20 protein-coding genes are annotated in these 17,919 nt (G+C 63.3%); 10 read left to right on the top strand and 10 right to left on the bottom strand.

Annotated features, from left to right (window positions below):
• The first annotated feature begins 402 nt into the window (after positions 1 to 402).
• Together AC0L3D_RS34005 and AC0L3D_RS34000 are read left to right on the top strand one after the other, a co-directional pair.
• Entirely contained in the window at positions 403 to 702 is a 300-nt protein-coding gene (locus AC0L3D_RS34005) for a DUF1236 domain-containing protein (RefSeq protein ID WP_031256955.1), read from the top strand.
• A 59-nt stretch (positions 703 to 761) separates the two neighbouring features.
• Complete coding sequence (locus tag AC0L3D_RS34000) at positions 762 to 1,220, top strand: hypothetical protein (RefSeq protein ID WP_419693586.1); 459 nt, start codon at positions 762 to 764, stop codon at positions 1,218 to 1,220.
• A 98-nt stretch (positions 1,221 to 1,318) separates the two neighbouring features.
• Here AC0L3D_RS34000 and AC0L3D_RS33995 read toward each other — a convergent pair whose 3' ends face one another.
• Positions 1,319 to 2,491, bottom strand: a complete 1,173-nt coding sequence (locus AC0L3D_RS33995) for an amidohydrolase (protein WP_473628916.1) — start codon at positions 2,489 to 2,491, stop codon at positions 1,319 to 1,321.
• Positions 2,492 to 2,591: 100 nt separating this feature from the next.
• Here AC0L3D_RS33995 and AC0L3D_RS33990 point away from each other — a divergent pair, with 100 nt between their 5' ends.
• Entirely contained in the window at positions 2,592 to 3,446 is an 855-nt protein-coding gene (locus AC0L3D_RS33990) for an AraC family transcriptional regulator (protein WP_473628917.1), read from the top strand.
• Positions 3,447 to 3,503: 57 nt separating this feature from the next.
• Here the strand turns inward: AC0L3D_RS33990 and AC0L3D_RS33985 are convergent, their stop codons facing one another.
• From AC0L3D_RS33985 to AC0L3D_RS33970, 4 genes are read right to left on the bottom strand one after another with little or no spacing between them, the layout of a single operon-like run.
• Positions 3,504 to 4,058: a nuclear transport factor 2 family protein gene (locus AC0L3D_RS33985; RefSeq protein ID WP_473647276.1), complete on the bottom strand. Its 555-nt coding sequence runs from the start codon at positions 4,056 to 4,058 to the stop codon at positions 3,504 to 3,506.
• Positions 4,055 to 4,186: a hypothetical protein gene (locus tag AC0L3D_RS33980; protein WP_473628919.1), complete on the bottom strand. Its 132-nt coding sequence runs from the start codon at positions 4,184 to 4,186 to the stop codon at positions 4,055 to 4,057. Before AC0L3D_RS33980 ends, AC0L3D_RS33985 begins: the two co-directional genes overlap by 4 nt.
• An 11-nt stretch (positions 4,187 to 4,197) precedes the next feature.
• On the bottom strand, positions 4,198 to 4,386 hold the full coding sequence (locus AC0L3D_RS33975) for a hypothetical protein (RefSeq protein WP_473628920.1): 189 nt from the start codon (positions 4,384 to 4,386) through the stop codon (positions 4,198 to 4,200).
• Positions 4,387 to 4,443: 57 nt separating this feature from the next.
• Entirely contained in the window at positions 4,444 to 4,947 is a 504-nt protein-coding gene (locus AC0L3D_RS33970) for a nuclear transport factor 2 family protein (RefSeq protein WP_473513706.1), read from the bottom strand.
• 125 nt (positions 4,948 to 5,072) lie between these two features.
• On the opposite strand from AC0L3D_RS33970, the gene AC0L3D_RS33965 reads away from it, so the two are divergent.
• The 3 genes from AC0L3D_RS33965 (at position 5,073) to AC0L3D_RS33955 (ending at position 7,481) form a co-directional block, all read left to right on the top strand.
• A complete protein-coding gene (locus tag AC0L3D_RS33965; RefSeq protein WP_473628921.1) occupies positions 5,073 to 5,981 on the top strand; it encodes a LysR family transcriptional regulator in 909 nt (302 codons plus the stop codon).
• Between the two features lie 181 nt (positions 5,982 to 6,162).
• Positions 6,163 to 6,969, top strand: a complete 807-nt coding sequence (locus AC0L3D_RS33960) for a copper homeostasis protein CutC (RefSeq protein ID WP_473628922.1) — start codon at positions 6,163 to 6,165, stop codon at positions 6,967 to 6,969.
• A complete protein-coding gene (locus tag AC0L3D_RS33955) occupies positions 6,966 to 7,481 on the top strand; it encodes a GNAT family N-acetyltransferase (RefSeq protein ID WP_473628923.1) in 516 nt (171 codons plus the stop codon). The genes AC0L3D_RS33960 and AC0L3D_RS33955 overlap by 4 nt, the downstream gene beginning before the upstream one ends.
• Before the next feature lie 91 nt (positions 7,482 to 7,572).
• Here the strand turns inward: AC0L3D_RS33955 and AC0L3D_RS33950 are convergent, their stop codons facing one another.
• From AC0L3D_RS33950 to AC0L3D_RS33935, 4 genes are all read right to left on the bottom strand, one after another.
• Positions 7,573 to 8,370: an FAD binding domain-containing protein gene (locus AC0L3D_RS33950; RefSeq protein WP_473628924.1), complete on the bottom strand. Its 798-nt coding sequence runs from the start codon at positions 8,368 to 8,370 to the stop codon at positions 7,573 to 7,575.
• A 143-nt stretch (positions 8,371 to 8,513) separates the two neighbouring features.
• On the bottom strand, positions 8,514 to 10,865 hold the full coding sequence (locus AC0L3D_RS33945) for a xanthine dehydrogenase family protein molybdopterin-binding subunit (protein WP_473628925.1): 2,352 nt from the start codon (positions 10,863 to 10,865) through the stop codon (positions 8,514 to 8,516).
• A 111-nt stretch (positions 10,866 to 10,976) separates the two neighbouring features.
• Positions 10,977 to 11,471 carry a (2Fe-2S)-binding protein gene (locus tag AC0L3D_RS33940; protein WP_077373482.1) on the bottom strand — a complete coding sequence of 165 codons (495 nt, stop codon included), beginning with the start codon at positions 11,469 to 11,471 and terminating at the stop codon, positions 10,977 to 10,979.
• Positions 11,472 to 11,735: 264 nt separating this feature from the next.
• A complete protein-coding gene (locus AC0L3D_RS33935) occupies positions 11,736 to 12,167 on the bottom strand; it encodes a nuclear transport factor 2 family protein (protein WP_473612713.1) in 432 nt (143 codons plus the stop codon).
• A gap of 295 nt (positions 12,168 to 12,462) precedes the next feature.
• Between AC0L3D_RS33935 and AC0L3D_RS33930 the strand changes: the two genes are divergently transcribed.
• Both AC0L3D_RS33930 and AC0L3D_RS33925 read left to right on the top strand, forming a co-directional pair.
• On the top strand, positions 12,463 to 13,542 hold the full coding sequence (locus AC0L3D_RS33930; protein ID WP_473494578.1) for an FIST N-terminal domain-containing protein: 1,080 nt from the start codon (positions 12,463 to 12,465) through the stop codon (positions 13,540 to 13,542).
• Between the two features lie 8 nt (positions 13,543 to 13,550).
• On the top strand, positions 13,551 to 14,891 hold the full coding sequence (locus tag AC0L3D_RS33925; RefSeq protein ID WP_473647275.1) for an ATP-binding response regulator: 1,341 nt from the start codon (positions 13,551 to 13,553) through the stop codon (positions 14,889 to 14,891).
• A gap of 118 nt (positions 14,892 to 15,009) precedes the next feature.
• Here the strand turns inward: AC0L3D_RS33925 and AC0L3D_RS33920 are convergent, their stop codons facing one another.
• Positions 15,010 to 15,693 (bottom strand): response regulator, encoded by a 684-nt coding sequence (locus tag AC0L3D_RS33920; RefSeq protein ID WP_023803603.1) that lies wholly within the window; start codon positions 15,691 to 15,693, stop codon positions 15,010 to 15,012.
• 302 nt (positions 15,694 to 15,995) lie between these two features.
• On the opposite strand from AC0L3D_RS33920, the gene maiA reads away from it, so the two are divergent.
• Positions 15,996 to 16,646 carry a maleylacetoacetate isomerase gene (gene maiA / locus AC0L3D_RS33915; RefSeq protein ID WP_473628928.1) on the top strand — a complete coding sequence of 217 codons (651 nt, stop codon included), beginning with the start codon at positions 15,996 to 15,998 and terminating at the stop codon, positions 16,644 to 16,646.
• A gap of 29 nt (positions 16,647 to 16,675) precedes the next feature.
• Positions 16,676 to 17,716 carry a zinc-dependent alcohol dehydrogenase family protein gene (locus tag AC0L3D_RS33910; protein ID WP_473628929.1) on the top strand — a complete coding sequence of 347 codons (1,041 nt, stop codon included), beginning with the start codon at positions 16,676 to 16,678 and terminating at the stop codon, positions 17,714 to 17,716.
• The last annotated feature ends 203 nt before the right edge of the window (positions 17,717 to 17,919 follow it).

The following is a 17,919-nucleotide window of genomic DNA, read 5'->3' as shown; positions in this document are numbered from 1 at the left end:
CCGCCCGGGCGTCGTCCCAACGCGCCCGTGTCTTGTCCACCCCCCCCCCCGCCGTATCTTAAAAACCATCGATTCACTCAAATCGCGGGGGGCGCCGCCGCCCGCCGCGGGGCCGCGGGGGCCCGTCTTGCCGTTCCGCTGTCGGCTACGGTTCAAAGCGCCTACGGTTTCATAGCGCCCATGGTTCATAGCAATTGAAGCGTGCAGTCGGTGCGCCCCGAAACCCGCGGCATCGTCCTTTGGGCGCGACGCGTCAGACTTAGGTCCTAGGCAAAGGCCTGCCGAATCGGACCGAAGCCCAGCTAAGGAACGTCTTGCGGCTGCCTCAAGTTTGGGTAAGCAAGGCGCTGATGCCGTCCAGCGCAAATGGGCTTACAAGTCACAGACATAAAGGAGGCAGTTATGAGAATGCATCTTTCCACCGCAGCCGCGGGCCTTTTTCTGCTGGCCAGCGTTGGCGCTGTTGCCGCTCAGGACGTGATCATCGCGCCTGAACAGGAGACCGTGATCAGGGAATATGTGAAAAAGCAGCCGCTCGCATCCGTGGAACTCCCTGGGGTGGAACTCAATATCGGTTCAACGATACCCGAGACGGTCGAGCTTCACGAGGTTCCCGACGTCGAGTATCGCTACGTCGTCGTTGACAATCGCACCGTTCTTGTTGATCCGGGCACACGCAAGATCGTCAAGATCATTCAGTGACCTGAACGCGAGGGGATGAGACGCCCGCCGCTTCGAAACGAGCGGCAGGCGACTATGCGATGGGCAGTGTCAAAATGCGAACAATCAGCAGGCTTTTCGATTCCCGCGACCAGGCAGCGCGTGCCGTTGCCGCGCTTCAGGCGGCAGGAGTTTCTCAAGAACAGATCAGCGTCATCGGACCTTACGACGACGAAATCAGGGCTGTCCTGCGTGGTCCGGGCGGAGCGGCGCTTGGCGCGGCCGCTGGTCTGTTAATCGGCCTGGGTGCTTTTGAGGCCACGGGCATTGATCCTGTCGGAGCGGTGGCTGGCCTAACCCTCGTCGGTGGGGCCTGCGGCGGCCTTGCGGGTGGGCTTCTCCAGGCATCTGCCGATGTTGCCAAACAGCCGGGTGAGCCGAACGTTGAACAAGGCGTCATTTTTGTGATGGCGCAGGTCAATGAAAATCAGGCCGATACCGCACAGGCAGTGCTGGAAAATCCCGTCCGCGTAACGCAACTCGTGGCCACAGCCGGCTGAGATGCGTCGGATCGCGCCTGACTCCTTCCCGGCTTATCGTCCACGAATCGCATTCAGATCGATTTTCCCGCTGAGCCGTCAGTTTTCGCTCTGACGGTTCACGAGGCGGGAAGCGTCTGCTCGACCAGATTGACGTAGTAGCGCAGCACGGTCGGCACGATCTCGTCATTGAAGACGTAGCGGTCGCCGTGCAGGCCCCCGCCGGGCCCGACATCGCCGACGCCGATCCACGCGTAGCAGCCGCCTGCCTCGCGGATCATGAAGGCGAAATCCTCGCAGCCGAGGCTCGGGCTGAACTCGGTCGAGACGTTCTCGCTGCCGACGGTGGCGGCGGCTGCCGCGATGGCGCGGGCCGTGGCGTCAGCCGTGTTGATGAGCGGCGGATAGCCCTTCTTGTAGTCGAGCGTGGCCTTGAGCGCATGGGCTACGGCAATGCCGTGGGCGATCTCGCCGATCAGCTTCTCGCAATGATCGGAATGACCGGGCTCGAAAAACCGGCAGGTGCCTTGCAGCCAGACCTTGCCCGGCACGATGTTGCCGACATTGCCGCCGTGGATCTGGGTGAGGCTGACGACCAGCGCGGTTTGCGGATCGACCGAGCGGCTGACGATGCGCTGAACCGCCTGGACAAAGGCGCCCGCGGCCAGAATCGGGTCGTCGCCGAGCTGCGGCATGGCGGCATGCGCGCCAAAACCCTCGAAGGTCAGCTCGAAATTGTCGACGGCCGCCATCTGTGCTCCAGCGCGAGCGGCGATCGTCCCCTGCTCCAAGCCCGGCCAGTTGTGGACGGCATAGATCGCCTCGATCGGGAAACGCTCGAACAGGCCGTCTTCGATCATGCGCAGGCTGCCGCCTTCGTTTTCTTCGGCTGGCTGGAAGACCAAGTAGACGGTGCCGTCGAAGGCGCGGGATTGGCTGAGCAGTCTGGCCGCGCCGAGCAGCATGGCGGTGTGGCCGTCATGGCCGCAGGCGTGCATCACGCTCTCGTTCCTGGACGCATAGGGCAAGCCGGTCCTTTCTGCGACCGGAAGCGCGTCCAGCTCGGCGCGAAGGCCGATGGCGCGTGTGCCCGTGCCGCTGCGCAGGACGCCGACGACCCCGGTGCCGCCGATCCCCTCATGCACCTCGTCGAGGCCGAAGGCGCGCAGTTTCTCGGCAATGAAACGCGCCGTTTCGTATTCCTTGAATCCGAGTTCGGGATTGCAATGGATGTGGTGCCGCCAGGCTATGACCTCTGGAGTCAGAGCGGCGATCGGGTCATTATGCAGCATGATGCTCTCCTTCCAAGCCGCAAAGGGCGGTTTGGATCGCGATTAGAAGGTCGCACAACAGGCGTCTTGAACCAGATTGACCGCTGCAGGGACAAAAGCCGTGGACGCGACAGAGACCAGGAAATACTGGCGCCATCCCTGCTTCCCTGAGCTTGGCCTGTTCAAGGCGCGCTTCACGCAGCATCGCTACGAACTGCACACGCACCCAACCTATGTGATCGCGCTGATCACGGCTGGCTGCGAACGCATCCGCATCGGGCGCCACAAAATAGTCGCTCCGGCAGGCACCATTGCTGTCGTCAATCCCGAGGAGTGGCATGACGGGGAACAAGGTGCGGATGAAGGCTGGGCCTACCGGACGTTTTATCCCCCGGTGCCGCTGATGGCGGGCCTCGCCCACGAGCTGGGCAGGGCTGACGCTCCGGTCTTCTCACGTCGGAATATCGAAGACAGCGATCTCGCCGCAGCGTTGATGGCAGCGCACCAGAGCTCGATCTCACCGGACGCGACGCAAGCCGAGACGTCGCTGCTCGTCGCCTTGAGACATCTCATCGTTCGGCATGGCGATTGCAGCGGGCGGGTAGAGGAGATCGAAGGCTCGGGATCGCGACGGAGGTTCTCGCTCTACGAGGAGCTTGTCGAAAGCGACCTTGACTCGCAGCTCGACCTGCAGCGGCTTGCCGACGCCGCGTCCGTCACCCGATTTCAGGTCATCCGGGATTTCAAGAAGGCGATTGGCCTGACGCCTGCAGCCTATATCCGCGACCGGAGACTGCGTCGCGCCAGCTCCTTGATCGAACAGGGGCTCGGCCTCGCCGAGGCCGCCATTGCGTCAGGTTTCGCCGACCAGAGCCATCTTTCCCGTGCGTTCCGGACCATGCATGGCATGACGCCGGGCATGTTCAGGAGAGGCAAAGCTCCCGAACCAAAACGAGTTCACATCGAAATGAAATGATCGGGCAGTGGCCGGACCACCAATGTCGGCGCCGATTCCCGACGCAAGCTTGCGTTGTCATTTCGCCGCCGCCTCCACCCGGTCCGCAGCGGCGGCCAGCACGGCGCGGTCGCCCTCCTCGTATAAGCGATGGATCGAGATGGCGCTGACGCGCCAGCCTTCGGGCGTCCGCACCAGCCGGTGCAGATAGCTGGCGCCGACCGTCCAGAACCGCGTGTCGATCCAATGGGTAGCGCGAACATGGCTGCGCGCGACCGCGTCGTTGCCCGCGCCTTCGACAACGATGTTGGTGATAAGGTGCTGGGTGGCGTCGAAGCCCGGTAGCAGGCCTTGCCACTGAGCAATCAGCGCGTCGCGGTCGCTGGTCGCGACCTCGCCACCGAAAAGGCTGGTATAGTCGGTCGTGACGCGGGTCGTGAAATAGGATTTTACCCGATCCCATTCGCGCAAATCGGCATAGAGGCCGATCCCCGCCACCGCCTCGGCCATGGCGGTCTTGTCTTCGCTCGTCAGCGCAGCCGTGGACTGCATGGTGCTCAAGGCGGGCAGAGCGGCAAGCGTCGCGGCAAGAACTGCCGAGGCCAAAACAAACCGGCGGGTGACGGGGCTCATTGTCCCGCCTCCCCTGCACTGCCCAGCGTGGCGCGGAAATGCGCGGCAACGGCGTCGCTCGCCGACTTCACCGGCGCAGCGCGGTCGTAGAAGTCGAACTGGGTGACGTTGTCGAGCCACAGCTCCATCCAGGCGCCGGTCACGACCAGCGCGGGTCGAGGTCTCGCCAGGTCAGATCCTCGGGCAGATAGAGATCGCCGACGATCTGCTCACCGTGCGAGGCGAAAGCAACGCGCTCGACGCGCGATGCGGCAAAGGCGCTTGAGTCGAGGGCGCTTGAGCCGAGGGCTGCGGCGGTTGCCGTGGCCAGCGTCAGGATTTTCAACATCGTAAATCTCCTTTGGCCTGGAGCGAAAGCGCGGCGCGACGGATTAAGGCCGCCGTCTCAGCGGTCATCCGCCAGTCGGCCGGGCAGTGGCTTCAGCTTGTAGTGCGTCCAGTAGAAGGTGTCCGACTGGTACATGTCGGTCAAGAAATTCTGCGCCTCGGTGATCTTGCCGTCCTTGATGCGAAACATCAGGGCGAAAAGCTGGTCGATCTCGGGACCCGAGCCGACGTTGGACCAGCCGCGATGGATGTCGACGACGAGATCGCCCTGCGCCTGGAAGAAGATCGGCTCAGCCCTGAATTTGCCGTCGGCCAGGCCACGGAAGAAGGCGACCACTTCCTCCGGCCCGCGCTTGTCGCCGGCTAGCGGATGGTGGCCGGGAATGCGCCACACGATGTCGGCCGCCAGGAAGGGCCGAACCGCCTCCGGGTTCCCGGTCGCATAGGCTGCGTAATAGTCCTTGATCAACTGGATGTTGCGGTCTTCCTGCGGGCCGCCGTTGGCGGGGGCGGCGGACACCGCCAGGAGAGCGCCGGCGGCGAGCGAAGCGAGCCTGGTCATCGGTCCTGTCTCCTTGCCTTTCGGGCCGTCGCGACAGCGAAGCCCGTTCGTCGGGCCAACATGACGCTTTTGGTTCACCGGAAAAACCCGTAGAGTCCGACAAGGCTATTTGGAATATCCTCACAATGCGACTCGACCAGTTCAGCGGCATCGTCGCCTTCGTGAAGGTCGCGGAGGCAAAAAGCTTCACCCGCGCCGCCGCCGAACTCGGCGTCGCCCCGGCCTCGCTCAGCGAGGCGGTCAAGGGCCTCGAGGAGCGTCTCGGGGTGCGGCTCCTCAACCGCACGACCCGCAGCGTCGGCCTGACCGAAGCCGGCGCCCACTATTTCGACCAGGTGCGCCCAGCGACCGAGGAGATCCGGGCGGCAGGCGCGGCACTGCGCGAGACCCGCGACCGCCCCGCCGGCACGCTGCGCCTGAGCCTGCCGTGGATCGCCGCGCCGCTGCTGATCGAGCCGCTGATGGGGCCGTTCATGGATGCCTACCCCGACGTGCGGCTTAGCCTGATTTTCGACGACAATTTCGTCGATATCGCCGCGCAGGGCTTCGATGCCGGCCTGCGGATCGGCGAGCTTCTCGAGAAGTATATGATCGGCGCGCGTCTGGGCGGGCCGTTGCAGACGGTCGTGTTGGGCAGCCCCGACTACCTCGCGCGTAACGGCTCGCCAAATCGACCCGCCGACCTCGCCGCCCACCGCTGCATCGCCTTCGCCTTCACCCGCACCCGCGCCATCTCGCCCTGGGAGTTTGTTGTCGATGGACGCCAGGTCGAGTTCACGCCCGACGCACGTCTGGTCGTGAACACGCTGCCGCTCTGCATCACCGCCGCCGCGCAAGGGCTTGGCCTGGCCTTTGCCGTCGAAGGCCTCGCTGCGCCGCTTCTCGCCTCAGGCGCGCTGGTCAAGGTGCTGGAGCCTTTCTGTCCCACCTACGAACCGCTCCACCTCTATTATCCCAGCCGTCGCCTCGTCCCGCCAAAGCTGCGGGCGTTCATCGATTTCGTCCGCGCCAACGCCCAAAATTTGCGGATCTGATGCGCCGCCGCGAAACCAGCCATGACGCATATCGGCGAGCCGGTCCGGCTCACCCCAGGCGCCGACCATCTGCCGGGTGGCGGCGTTGGGGCAGTTGAAGGCATTGATTGGCCGCATTGCGAACGGCAACGACCCGTCGACCGTTGAGCCAAGAGTTCCGGCTTTCGCGGCACGGAGCCCGATGCTAAGGGCTGCAAATCTTGAATCAGCAACGGATCGCCCTGTGACCGACACCGAACGCCCTCGCCTGCCGCTGATCGAAATCTGCGTCGAAGGCATAGATGGCCTGCTCGCCGCGCAAGCCGCCGGTGCCGACCGGGTCGAGCTCTGCGCCAGCCTCGTCGAGGGCGGCGTCACACCGAGTTTTGGCATGGTGCGCGCAGCTCTCGAACTGGCGACGATCCCATTCCACGTCATCGTGCGGCCGCGCGGCGGCGATTTTCTCTACAGCGACGCCGAGTACCGTTCGATGCTCGCCGATGTGAGCGCGCTGCGCGAGCTTGGCGTCGCCGGTGTCGTCGTCGGCTGCCTGAATGCCGACGGTACCATCGATGAAAAGCGGATGAGCGAATTTGTGCAGGCGGCAGGGCATTTGAACGTCACCTGCCACCGTGCCTTCGACATGACACGCGATCCGGCCGATGCGCTGGAAGCGCTGGTCCGCAGCAAGGTCGGCCGCGTGCTGACCAGCGGCCAGCGCGACACCGCTTTGGAGGGCGCGGCCCTGCTGGCGGACCTCGTCCGACAGGCGGGGAAGCGCATCATCATCCTCGGCTGCGGCGGGCTCGACCCGAACAACATCGCCGAGGTGCGGGAAAGAACCGGACTGACCGAAATGCATTTCGCCGCACTCAAGGACGTGCCGAGTGCCATGCGCTACCGCAATCCGCGGGTTGGCATGGGCGGCACCGACCTCGACCGCGAGTACCGCAACACGGTGACCGACGCGGCGCTGGTGGCGGCGACGATTGCGGCGGCGAGAGCATGATCACGAAGGAAGAAAACAAACGGGCACGCCTGCCGATCGACCGGGTTTCGCCGCAGGACGAGACGGCCATCCTCGCCCTCAACAACGAACACGCGGCCGAGTTGTCGTGGCTTGAGCCAGGACGCCTGTCCTTCCTGCTCGGCGAGGCGTTCTATGCGCGCCGCATCGGCGCGCTCGAAGCCTTCATCATGACCTTCGACCAGGACGCCCGCTACGACAGCCCGAACTTCCTGTGGTTCCGCGAGCGCTATCCGCGCTTCGTCTATGTCGACCGCGTCGTCGTTGCGCAAGAAGCGCGTGGCCGCGGCCATGCCCGGCGGCTCTATGAGGATCTGTTCGACCATGCATTGCGTGCCAGCCAGACCATCGTCACCTGCGAGGTGAATGCCGAGCCGCCCAACCCGGCTTCGGATGCCTTTCACGCCGCGCTCGGCTTCGTCGAGGTCGGTGACGCGGTGATCCACGGCGGCAAGAAGGCGGTGCGCTACTATACCAGGCAGGTAGGGGAGTAGGGCAGTATGGGAGTAGGGAAAGGAAAAATCGTCTAGGCCGGCGAGCAGCGTAACCCACTGCCATACTGCCATACTCCCCTACTCCCCTCCTTCAGGCATTGGCGGCGGCCACTGCGCGCTTGGCCATCACCACGATCAGATTGGCCCGGTAATCGGCCGAGGCGTGGATGTCGCTCATCAAATCATTCGCCGGCACTTTCACTCCGTTGAGGGCGGCGGCGTCGAAATTCGTGGCAAGCGCCGCCTCGATTTCCGTCGAACGAAAGACGCCGCTGTCGCCGGCCCCGGTGACGGCAACGCGGACTCCGTCCGCACCGTTGGCCACGAACACACCGACGATCGCATAGCGCGATGCCGGGTTGCGGAACTTTTCATAGGCCGCCTTGGTCGGCGCGGTGAAGGTCACCGCGGTGACGATCTCGCCGTCCTCCAGCGCCGTTTCGAACAGCCCCGTGAAGAATGCGTCGGCGGCGATCTCGCGCTTGTTGGTGATGATGGTGGCGTCGAGGGCCAGAAGTGCCGCCGGATAATCGGCGGCGGGGTCGTTGTTGGCGATCGAGCCGCCGATTGTGCCCTTGTAGCGCACCGCCGGATCGCCGATCCGGGACGCCATATGGGCGAGCGCCGGACACGCCTTGTTCAGCTTCTCGTCGCTGGCGACATCGTGATGCGTGGTGGCGGCGCCGATGGTGATGGTGGAGCCCGCCACCTCAATGCCTTTCAATTCCTCGATGTGCGAAAGATCGACGAGATCGGACGGTGCGGCAAGCCGCGTCTTCATCGCCGGGATCAGTGTCATGCCGCCCGACAAAAGCTTTGCATCGCCGGTCTCGAGCAGCTTGACGGCCTCGGCGACGGAGGCGGCTCGGTGGTAGTTGACTGAGTACATGGGATTCTCCCGTGCGAGATAGTGAATAGTGAATAGTGAATAGTGAATAGTAGTTAGTAGTTAGTAGTTAGTAGTGAGGTGCCGCCTTAGCGAAGCGCTTTTCTATTCACTATTCACTATTCACTATTCACTACTCACTCCTTTCAGTGTTTCGTTGTCGCCCGGATCGCTGCCCACACCGTGGACGGCGATGCCGGCATGGCGATATCGGTGATGCCGATGGCGTCGGTGATGGCGTTGATCACGGCCGGCGGTGAGCCGATGGCGCCGGCCTCGCCACAGCCCTTGATGCCGAGCGGATTGCCCGGGCACGGCGTGTTCGAGGTCGAGACCTTGAACGACGGCAGGTCGTCGGCGCGCGGCATGGCGTAGTCCATGTAGCTCGCCGTCAAAAGCTGACCGCTGGCATCGTAGCGTGTGCCCTCTAGCAAGGCCTGGCCGATTCCCTGGGCGACGCCGCCATGCACCTGGCCTTCGACGATCATCGGGTTGATGATGTTGCCGAAATCGTCGGCCGCGACGAACTGGACGACCTCGGTCACGCCGGTCTCGGGATCGATCTCGACCTCGCAGAGATAGCAGCCGGCCGGGAAGGTGAAGTTCGACGGATCGTAGAATGAGGTCTCCTTCAACCCCGGCTCCATGCCGCCAGGCAGGTTGTGGGCGGTGTAGGCAGCAAGCGCCATCTGGAACCACGGCACTTGTTTGTCGGTGCCGGCGACCTTCAAGGCGCCGTTTTCGATGACGATGTCGCCCTCGTCGGCCTCGAGCAGATGGGCGGCGATCTTCTTGGCCTTGGCCTCGACCTTGTCGAGCGCCTTGACAACGGCCGACATGCCGACGGCGCCCGAGCGCGAGCCGTAGGTGCCCATGCCCATCTGCACCTTGTCGGTATCGCCATGGACGATGGAGACGCTGTCGATCGGCACGCCGAAGCGCTGGTTGACCAGTTGTGCGAAAGTCGTCTCATGGCCCTGGCCGTGGCTGTGCGAGCCGGTCAGCACCTCGATGGTTCCAGCGGCGTTGACGCGCACCTCGGCACTTTCCCAAAGGCCGACACCCGCTCCAAGACTGCCGACTGCCGCCGACGGCGCCAGTCCGCAGGCCTCGATATAGCAGCTCATGCCGATGCCGCGCAGCTTGCCTCTGTTGGCGGCGTCGGCCTTGCGCTGGGCAAAACCGGCATAATCGGCAGCGGCCATCGCCGCGTCCAGCGAAGCGGCATAATCGCCGGCATCATAGTTCATGATGACCGGTGTCTGGTGCGGGAACGCGGTGATGAAGTTCTTTCGGCGAAGTTCCGCCGGAGACACGCCCAGCTCGCGTGCGGCGGTCTCCATGGTGCGTTCGAGCAGATAGGTGGCCTCCGGCCGCCCTGCCCCGCGATAGGCGTCGACCGGCGCGGTGTTGGTGTAGACGGCGCGCACATTGGCGTGGATCGCCGGGATGTCGTACTGGCCCGACAACAGCGTCGCGTAGAGATAGGTCGGCACGCAGGACGAGAACAGCGACATGTAAGCGCCGAGATTGGCGATGGTGTCGACCTTCAGCCCGGTGATCCTGTTGTCCTTGTCGAACGCCATTTCGACCGTCGAGACATGGTCGCGGCCATGGGCGTCGGTTAGAAAGCTCTCGGTGCGGTCGGCCACCCATTTGACCGGCACGCCGGTCTTCTTCGAGGCCCACAGGCAGATGATTTCTTCCGGGTAGATGTAGATCTTCGAACCGAAGCCGCCGCCGACATCCGGCGCGATGACGCGCAGCTTGTTTTCCGGCGCGACATTGTAGAAGGCGCTCATCACCAGGCGCGCGAGATGCGGGTTCTGCGAGGTCGTCCAGCAGGTATAGTGATCCTCGGCCTTGTCGTAGTGACCAAGCGCTGCGCGCGGCTCCATGGCGTTGGGCACCAGCCGGTTGTTGACGATCTTCATGCGGGTGATGTGGGCAGCCGCCTTGATTGCCGCGTTGGTCGCCGCGCTGTCGCCGAGCTCCCAGTCGAAAATCAGATTGCCGTCGGCTTCCGGATGGATCTGTGGCGCACTCCTTTCGAGCGCCTTCGGAGCGTCGACGACCGCCTTCAGTTCCTCGTAGGCGATGTCGACCGCCTCGGCAGCGTCGCGCGCCTGGCCCTTGGTCTCGGCAACCACGACGACCACCGCGTCGCCGACATAGCGGACCCTGTCGAAGGCCAGCGGCGACCACGCCCCCATCTTCATCGGCGAGCCGTTCTTTGAATGGATCATCCAGCCGCAGATGAGATTGCCGATGCCGTCGGCCTTGAGCTCCTTGCCGGTCAGCACGCCGATGACACCCGGCATGGCCTGGGCTTTTTTGACATCGATCTTCTTGATCTCAGCATGCGCGTGCGGGCTGCGCACGAAGGCCGCATGCTTCATGCCGGGAACCACCATGTCGTCGACATAGCGCCCGGCGCCGGTAATGAACCGCTTGTCTTCCTTGCGCGCTACACGAGCGCCAACACCTTCAATGCCCATCGCAGAAATTCCTCCCGAATTGCTGAAGTGAATGGTGAAGTGGTGAATGGTTGAAGCGTCGAGAAGGTCAGCCAGATCGCACTATTCACCATTCACTATTCACTATTCCCCTCATGCAGCTTGCCTGGCCTTGCCCTTCGAAGACATCGTCTCCGATGCGGCGAGGATCGCCTTCACGATGTTGTGGTAGCCGGTGCAGCGGCAGATATTGCCTTCGAGTTCGGCCCGCACCGTGGCCTCGTCGAGGCCTTCGGGATGGCGGTTGACCATGTCGGTCGCCGTCATGATCATGCCGGGCGTGCAGAAACCGCATTGCAGCCCGTGATGCTCCTTGAACGCCGCCTGCATCGGATGCAGGTCGGCGCCGTCCGCCAGACCTTCGATGGTTACAACGCTCGACCCGGAGGCTTGCACCGCAAGCATCGTGCAGGATTTTACCGCCTTGCCGTCGACATGGATCACACAGGCGCCGCATTGCGAGGTGTCGCAGCCGACATGCGTCCCGGTCAGGCCGAGATTCTCCCTCAAGAAATGAACCAGAAGCGTACGGTCTTCGGCAGTGCCGCTGACCCGCTTTCCGTTCACCGTCAATGATATCTCCGACATGAAACCTCCCTGGGTGCTACCTTGGTCGTTTTTGGCGTCGGTGGTGCCCGAGCCCTCCATCTGTCCGCTATTCTTATACCGCAAAGAGCACGGGAAATAGTGCCGCGGAATGCCGAGATTGCGAGAATGCAGTTCGGCCGAAAATCCGCCTATTGTACTTTCGGTCACGCAAAGACAGGCAAACGGCCGAGCGAAGCGAAACCATGGTCGCCTGGCAATGCCACCTTGCGGCCATCAGCGGCAATGGTGCTGGCCAGGCCGATTTCAGCCGATGCCGTGCTTTCTGAGAACCTCCTGCTCGTCGCCTGACACCCAGCCGAATATTTTAGGCTCTCCGGCCAGTTTCTGCACGAGGTAGTGGACGTCGAAATCGATCGTGACGTCGGTTTGGCCTTTGCGCGCAAAGATCGACGTCCAGGCGACGTGGGCAACGCAATGATGCTCGTCTATCGGCGAAATGCCAACATCGCGTATTCGCATCTCCTTGGTGCCGATCGCTCGATAGCGAGCATAGCCTTGTTCCATAGCCTGCTTGAGCTGGTCGTCGTTCTTCCCGATCATGACGCCGGCAGGCGACGCCGCAATGAAGGCGGAAGCATAGACCGACGTGACTTCGTCCATGTCGGCATCACCGGCGAGGGATTTCCGGAAAAGCCGCTCGTAGCGTTCGAATAGCTTCCTGACCTGGGCGTCCATGGATAACTCCCTTCCGCTGTGGTTTTGGATCTGACGTTTCTGAGCGCCGATGCTGTCAAAAACAGCAGAAAATTCAATTCCGTCATGTTGGCTCATTGCCAAAGTAGCACTTGAAGACAACAATGGTTTCGACGCCGGCGCGACAGGAGCACAAAAAAACAGCCGCGCACAAAAAGAGCGTCGGAGGAAATAGAGGAGGAAGCCGCTGGCCAGTTCACGGACGCGCTATGCATGCGGCCTATCGGTTCTCACCACCGACGAACCCGACGCGGATGCGTTCGCGCGGGCGGTGGCAGTGGAAGCCGCGGCCATCGACGCTGGATTTGCCCTGCTGTTTTTCTCGCAAAGCCTGCTTGAGGCCGTCGCCCTTTCGGAAGCGCTGAACAACCACGCGCCGGCGCTCCGCTATGCCGGCTGCTCGACGGCGGGCGAGATTACGCCCAAAGGCCTGGAGGACGGCCAGGTCATGGCCATGCTGCTTCCCTCCGCATCTTTTTCGGCAGCCAGCACCATGGTCGAAAATCTGTCGTCATCGAGCATGGACGGGATCACCGGCGAAGTCGAGGCGCTGAGGCGTTCGTTACGCGGCCGCGTCGGGCACGAGCGAGCCGACACCACTTTCGCGCTCTGCCTCATCGACGGGTTGTCCTATGCCGAGGAAGCGGTCACCTCCGCCATCCATTGGGGGCTCGACGATATTCCACTGATCGGCGGGTCGGCAGGCGATGATTTGAAGTTCGAGACGACGCGGCTGATCTCGAACGGCAAGGTTGCCTGCGACTGCGCCATCATCGTGCTGATCACCACGGAAATTCCTTTCCACGTGTTCAAGACCGACAATTTCGTCCCCACCGACGAGAAGCTGGTGGTGACCGCGTCCGATCCCGATCACCGCACCGTGCGCGAATTCAACGCCACCAATGCCGCCGAGGAATATGCCGCCTCGGTCGGCGTCATCCCGCAGATGCTGACGCCGCTGAGTTTCGCTTCGCACCCGGTGGTGGTGAAAGTCGGCGGCGAATTTTACTGCCGCTCGATCCAGAAGATGCACGCGGACGGCTCGCTGTCGTTCTTCTGCGCCATCGACGATGGCGTCGTCCTGTCCATCGCCCGACCCAAGAACATGGTTGAATCGACGCGTGCCGCCTTCAGGGATGTCGAGGAAAGGCTTGGCGGCATCGACATGATCCTCGCTTTTGACTGCGTGCTGCGCAGGCTCGATGCGCGCAACCGCCAGGTCTTTCGGGAGATTTCGGAACTCTACAAGGTCAACAACGTCATCGGCTTCGGCACCTATGGCGAGCAGTACCGGTCGATGCATCTGAACCAGACGTTCACCGGCATCGCCTTCGGAGAGCGGCAGGCGGCGGAGTAGGAGGTTTTATGCCGCTCAGGGACATCAACGACCTGGAGCAGCTGAAGAAGATCAACGCAGCCCTTGTCAGCCGCGTCGAGCGCTCGATGGATCAGCAAGGCAACGCGTTCTCGCTGTTCCAGACCGCGATTTCGCTCGAGAATAGAGTGCGTACGCGCACCGAGGAACTGCACTCGACACTGCGTAGATTGGAACAATCCAACATCGATTTGAGCGCGGCCAAGGAAAACGCCGAACTGGCGAACCTGTCCAAGACAAGGTTCCTGGCAGCCGCCAGTCACGACGTGTTGCAACCGCTGAACGCCGCGCATCTCTCCGTCTCGGCGCTGGCCGAAGTGCAGACCAGCGACGAAGGCAAAAAACTGGTCCGGCAGGTCGAGCGCTCGCTGGAGACGATGGAGGATCTGCTCCGCACCCTGCTCGATATCTCCAAGCTCGATGCCGGCGTCGTGCAGCCCGATATCGGCGACGTCAGCCTGGAGGTGCTGTTTTCGTCGCTGCGCTCGGATTTCCTGCCGGTCGCCGAGTTGAAGGGCCTGACGCTGAAATTCCGGCCGGTCAACGCCGTCGTGCGCTCGGACCGCACCTTGCTGCGCCGCATCCTGCAGAATATCCTTTCCAACGCTCTGCGCTACACCCGCTCCGGCGGCGTGCTGGTCGGCACCAGGCATCGCGGCGACACGATCCGCATCGATGTCGCCGATACCGGCTGCGGCATCCCCGACGACCAGCGCGAGGCGGTGTTCGAGGAGTTCCACCGCGGCACGTTCCCGACCGATGCCGGGCTAGCCGGCGGTGGGCTGGGACTGGGCCTGGCCATCGTGCGCCGCATCGCCGCCGCACTCGGCCATCCCGTGACGTTTTCGTCGAAAGTCGGGCACGGCACGATTTTCCACATCGACGTTCCGGTCGGGATCGGCGCCAGCGTCGATGCCATTGCAAGCAGCGCCGACATGGAGCGGCCGCGCGGCTACGGTCTGTTCGGCACAAAGGTGCTGCTGGTCGAGAACGACGTCGAGGTGCTGCAGGCGATGACATCCCTGCTCGAGCGCTGGCAATGCCTGGTGCGCCCCGCCACCTCGACCGATGCCGCGCTCGAGATGCTCGGCGATACGGACTGGGTGCCGGACATCGTCATCGCCGACCAGCATCTCGACGGCGGCGACCTCGGCACCACGATCATCGCCGAGGTCCGCGATTATCTCGGCCGCGCCGTGCCGGCACTGATCGTCACCGCCGACGGTTCGGAGACCGTCGCCAAAGCCGCCCGCGCCGCCGGCATCGAGCTGATGCGCAAGCCGCTGAAACCGGCGCAACTGCGCGCCCTGCTGGCGCATCTCTTGGCTTGATCCCAAAGACATTGGCAGAAGACCGCGACAAGAAAATGGTGCGCTGTCACCGTGATTTCCGTCCCTGGACGGAGAAGGTAAGTTCTCGGTGACGGTTTATTCACCCTGACGGGTACGCCTAAAACCCCGCCTGGCCGCGAAACAGCTCGGCGCTGTCGAGCTTCGAAACCTCGATGACGGCTTGCGTGCGGCTGTAGACGTTGAGCTTGCGCAGGATCTCGGAGACATGCGCCTTGACGGTGGTTTCGCCGACCTGCAGCTCGTAGGCGATCTGCTTGTTGAGCAGGCCCTGGCGCAGCATCTGCAGCACCCGCAATTGCTGCGGCGTCAGTTTGGCAAGCCGCTGCACCATCTCGGCGCGGTCGGTACTGTCGGCGTCCGGCGGCTGGCCCTCATAGGTTTCGGGCACGTAGATCGCGCCTTCCATCACCGAGCGGATGGCGGCGGCCAGGTCGCTCTTGCGCGCCGATTTCGGGATGAAGCCGGCAGCACCATAGGACAGCGCCTCGGAAATGATCTTGGGCTCCTCATGCCCCGAAACGATGACCACCGGCAGGCGCGGATAGCGGGTCCGAAGCTGCAGCAGTCCGTCGAAGCCATGCACGTCGGGCATGCTGAGGTCGAGCAGCGCCAGATCGAACGGCTTGGCGTCCGCCAGGAGCTCGAACGCCTCGGTGATCGAACGCGCCTCGACAGTGTCGACGTCCGGATAGGCCATCTGCACAGCGCTATGCAGCGCCTCGCGAAACAGCGGGTGGTCGTCGATGATCAGAAACCGGGCGCGATCGTTGACTGCGGTCATGGCGTTCGTTTCAGTTCAGGGCAGGATAGAATAGCCCAGTGACCATGGCCAGATTATTGGCAAATAGTACATCGCCACCCTTGCCGAAGGGCGGAGAGACTGTTTCGAAATTCGCTCTGGCGAGTCATATGGTGGTGGTTTCGAGAACCGGCGCGCAGCGGACATTTGGGTCCGTGAGCACCGGAAGCGCAGAAAACGCCATCAGATGGCCGCCAGAGTAGAATTTCCAAACGGTCTCTCAGATGGCAATTTCCGGACCATCATGCCTTGCCCGGTCGTCCAAATCGGCCGAATGTGCAGGGATGAGCGACCTCGTCCTGCATAACTACTACCGCTCCTCCACCTCCTACCGGGTGCGGATCGCACTGGAGATGAAGGGCCTGACCTACCAATATGTGCCGCATCATCTGCGCCACGGCGAGCATCTGGAGCCCGCCTATCTCTCGGTCAATCCGCAAGGACTGGTGCCGGCGCTGATCCTGGGCGATGGCACGCTGCTGACGCAATCGCTGGCGATCATTGAATTTCTCGACGAGACCAGGCCCGAACCGCCGCTTTTGCCGCAGGACGCGCCTGGCCGTGCCCGCGTCAGGATGCTGGCGCAGATGATCGCCTGCGACATCCATCCGGTGAACAACCTGCGCGTGCTGACCTCGCTGCGCACGCTGTTCGGCGCCGGCGACGAGGACGTCGCCAACTGGTTCCGGCACTGGGTGAACGAAGGTTTCCAGCCGCTTGAAAAGATTCTGGATTCCTCGGCCGATACCGGGACCTTCTGCCATGGCGACACGCCGGGGCTGGCCGACATCTGCCTGGCCGCGCAGGTCACCAGCAACGCCCGTTTCGGCGTCGACATAGCGCCCTACCCGACGGTCACACGCATCCACGCCGCCTGCATGGCGCTGCCGGCCTTCCAGAAGGCCGCGCCGGAGAACCAGATCGATGCCGAATAGCAGCGCTATCCAATTATGAGGAATTGACGATGAAAGCCGTTGTCTTCGAAAAATTCGGCGAGGTGCCGATGATCCAGACTGTTGCCGATCCGGAGCCGGCACTGGGCGGCGTTGTCATCAAGGTCGAGGCGACCGGGCTCTGCCGCAGCGACTGGCATGGCTGGATGGGCCATGACGACGGCATCCGTCTGCCGCATGTGCCGGGCCACGAGCTTGCCGGCGTCGTGGTGGCCGCCGGCAGCCAGGTGACCCGCTGGAAGACCGGCGAGCGCGTCACCGTGCCGTTCGCCGTCGGCTGCGGCCGTTGCTTCGAATGCAGCTCCGGCAACCATCAGGTCTGCGAGCACCAGACCCAGCCCGGCTTCACCGGCTGGGGCTCGTTCGCCGAATATGTCGCCATCGACCATGCCGACACCAATCTGGTCCGCTTGCCGGACGAGATGGAATTCGCCACCGCCGCCAGCCTTGGCTGCCGCTTCGTCACCTCGTTCCGCGCCATTGTCGACCAGGGCCGGGTGACACCGGGCGAATGGGTGGCCGTGCATGGCTGCGGCGGCGTCGGCCTGTCGGCGATCATGATCGCCAGCGCCATGGGCGCCAACGTGATCGCCATCGACCTGACCGACGAGAAGCTGGACTTCGCCAAAAAAATCGGCGCGGTGGCGACGATCAATGCCGCCAGGACGCCGAACGTGGTCAAGGCGGTCAAGCAGATCACCAATGGCGGCGCGCACATGTCGATGGACGCGCTCGGCCATCCGACGACCTCGTTCAACTCGATCGCGAACCTGCGCCGGCGCGGCCGCCATGTGCAGGTCGGGCTGATGCTCGGCGATCATGCCAGGCCGCAGATCCCGATGGACAAGGTGATCGCCTTCGAGCTCGAAATCCGCGGCAGCCACGGCATGCAAGCCTACCGCTACCAGGCGATGATGGAGATGATCCGCACCGGCAAGCTGAAACCCGAATTGCTGGTCGGCAAGCGGATCAGCCTCGATGAGGCGCCCGCGGCCTTGATGGCGATGGGCGGCTTCGAAGGCATCGGCATCGGCGTGGTGACGAAGTTCTAGCCGTGCGGCTCCCCGTTCTCCCCTTGTGAGGGCTTTGCACAGAAGAACAAGGTTCCGTCTTCGATTCTGGTTTGTTCGCGTCTGATTCTGAGACGTCTCGTGAACAGAATCTCTGTGCAAAACCCTCCTTGTGGGAGAAGGTGGCCGCGAAGCGGCCGGATGAGGGGTGCTCCAGCTTGGCACCAACAGCACTCCGGCCAGCA

Source organism: Mesorhizobium sp. WSM4837 (assembly GCF_055811435.1).
This window is presented reverse-complemented; position numbering and strand designations above follow the sequence as displayed.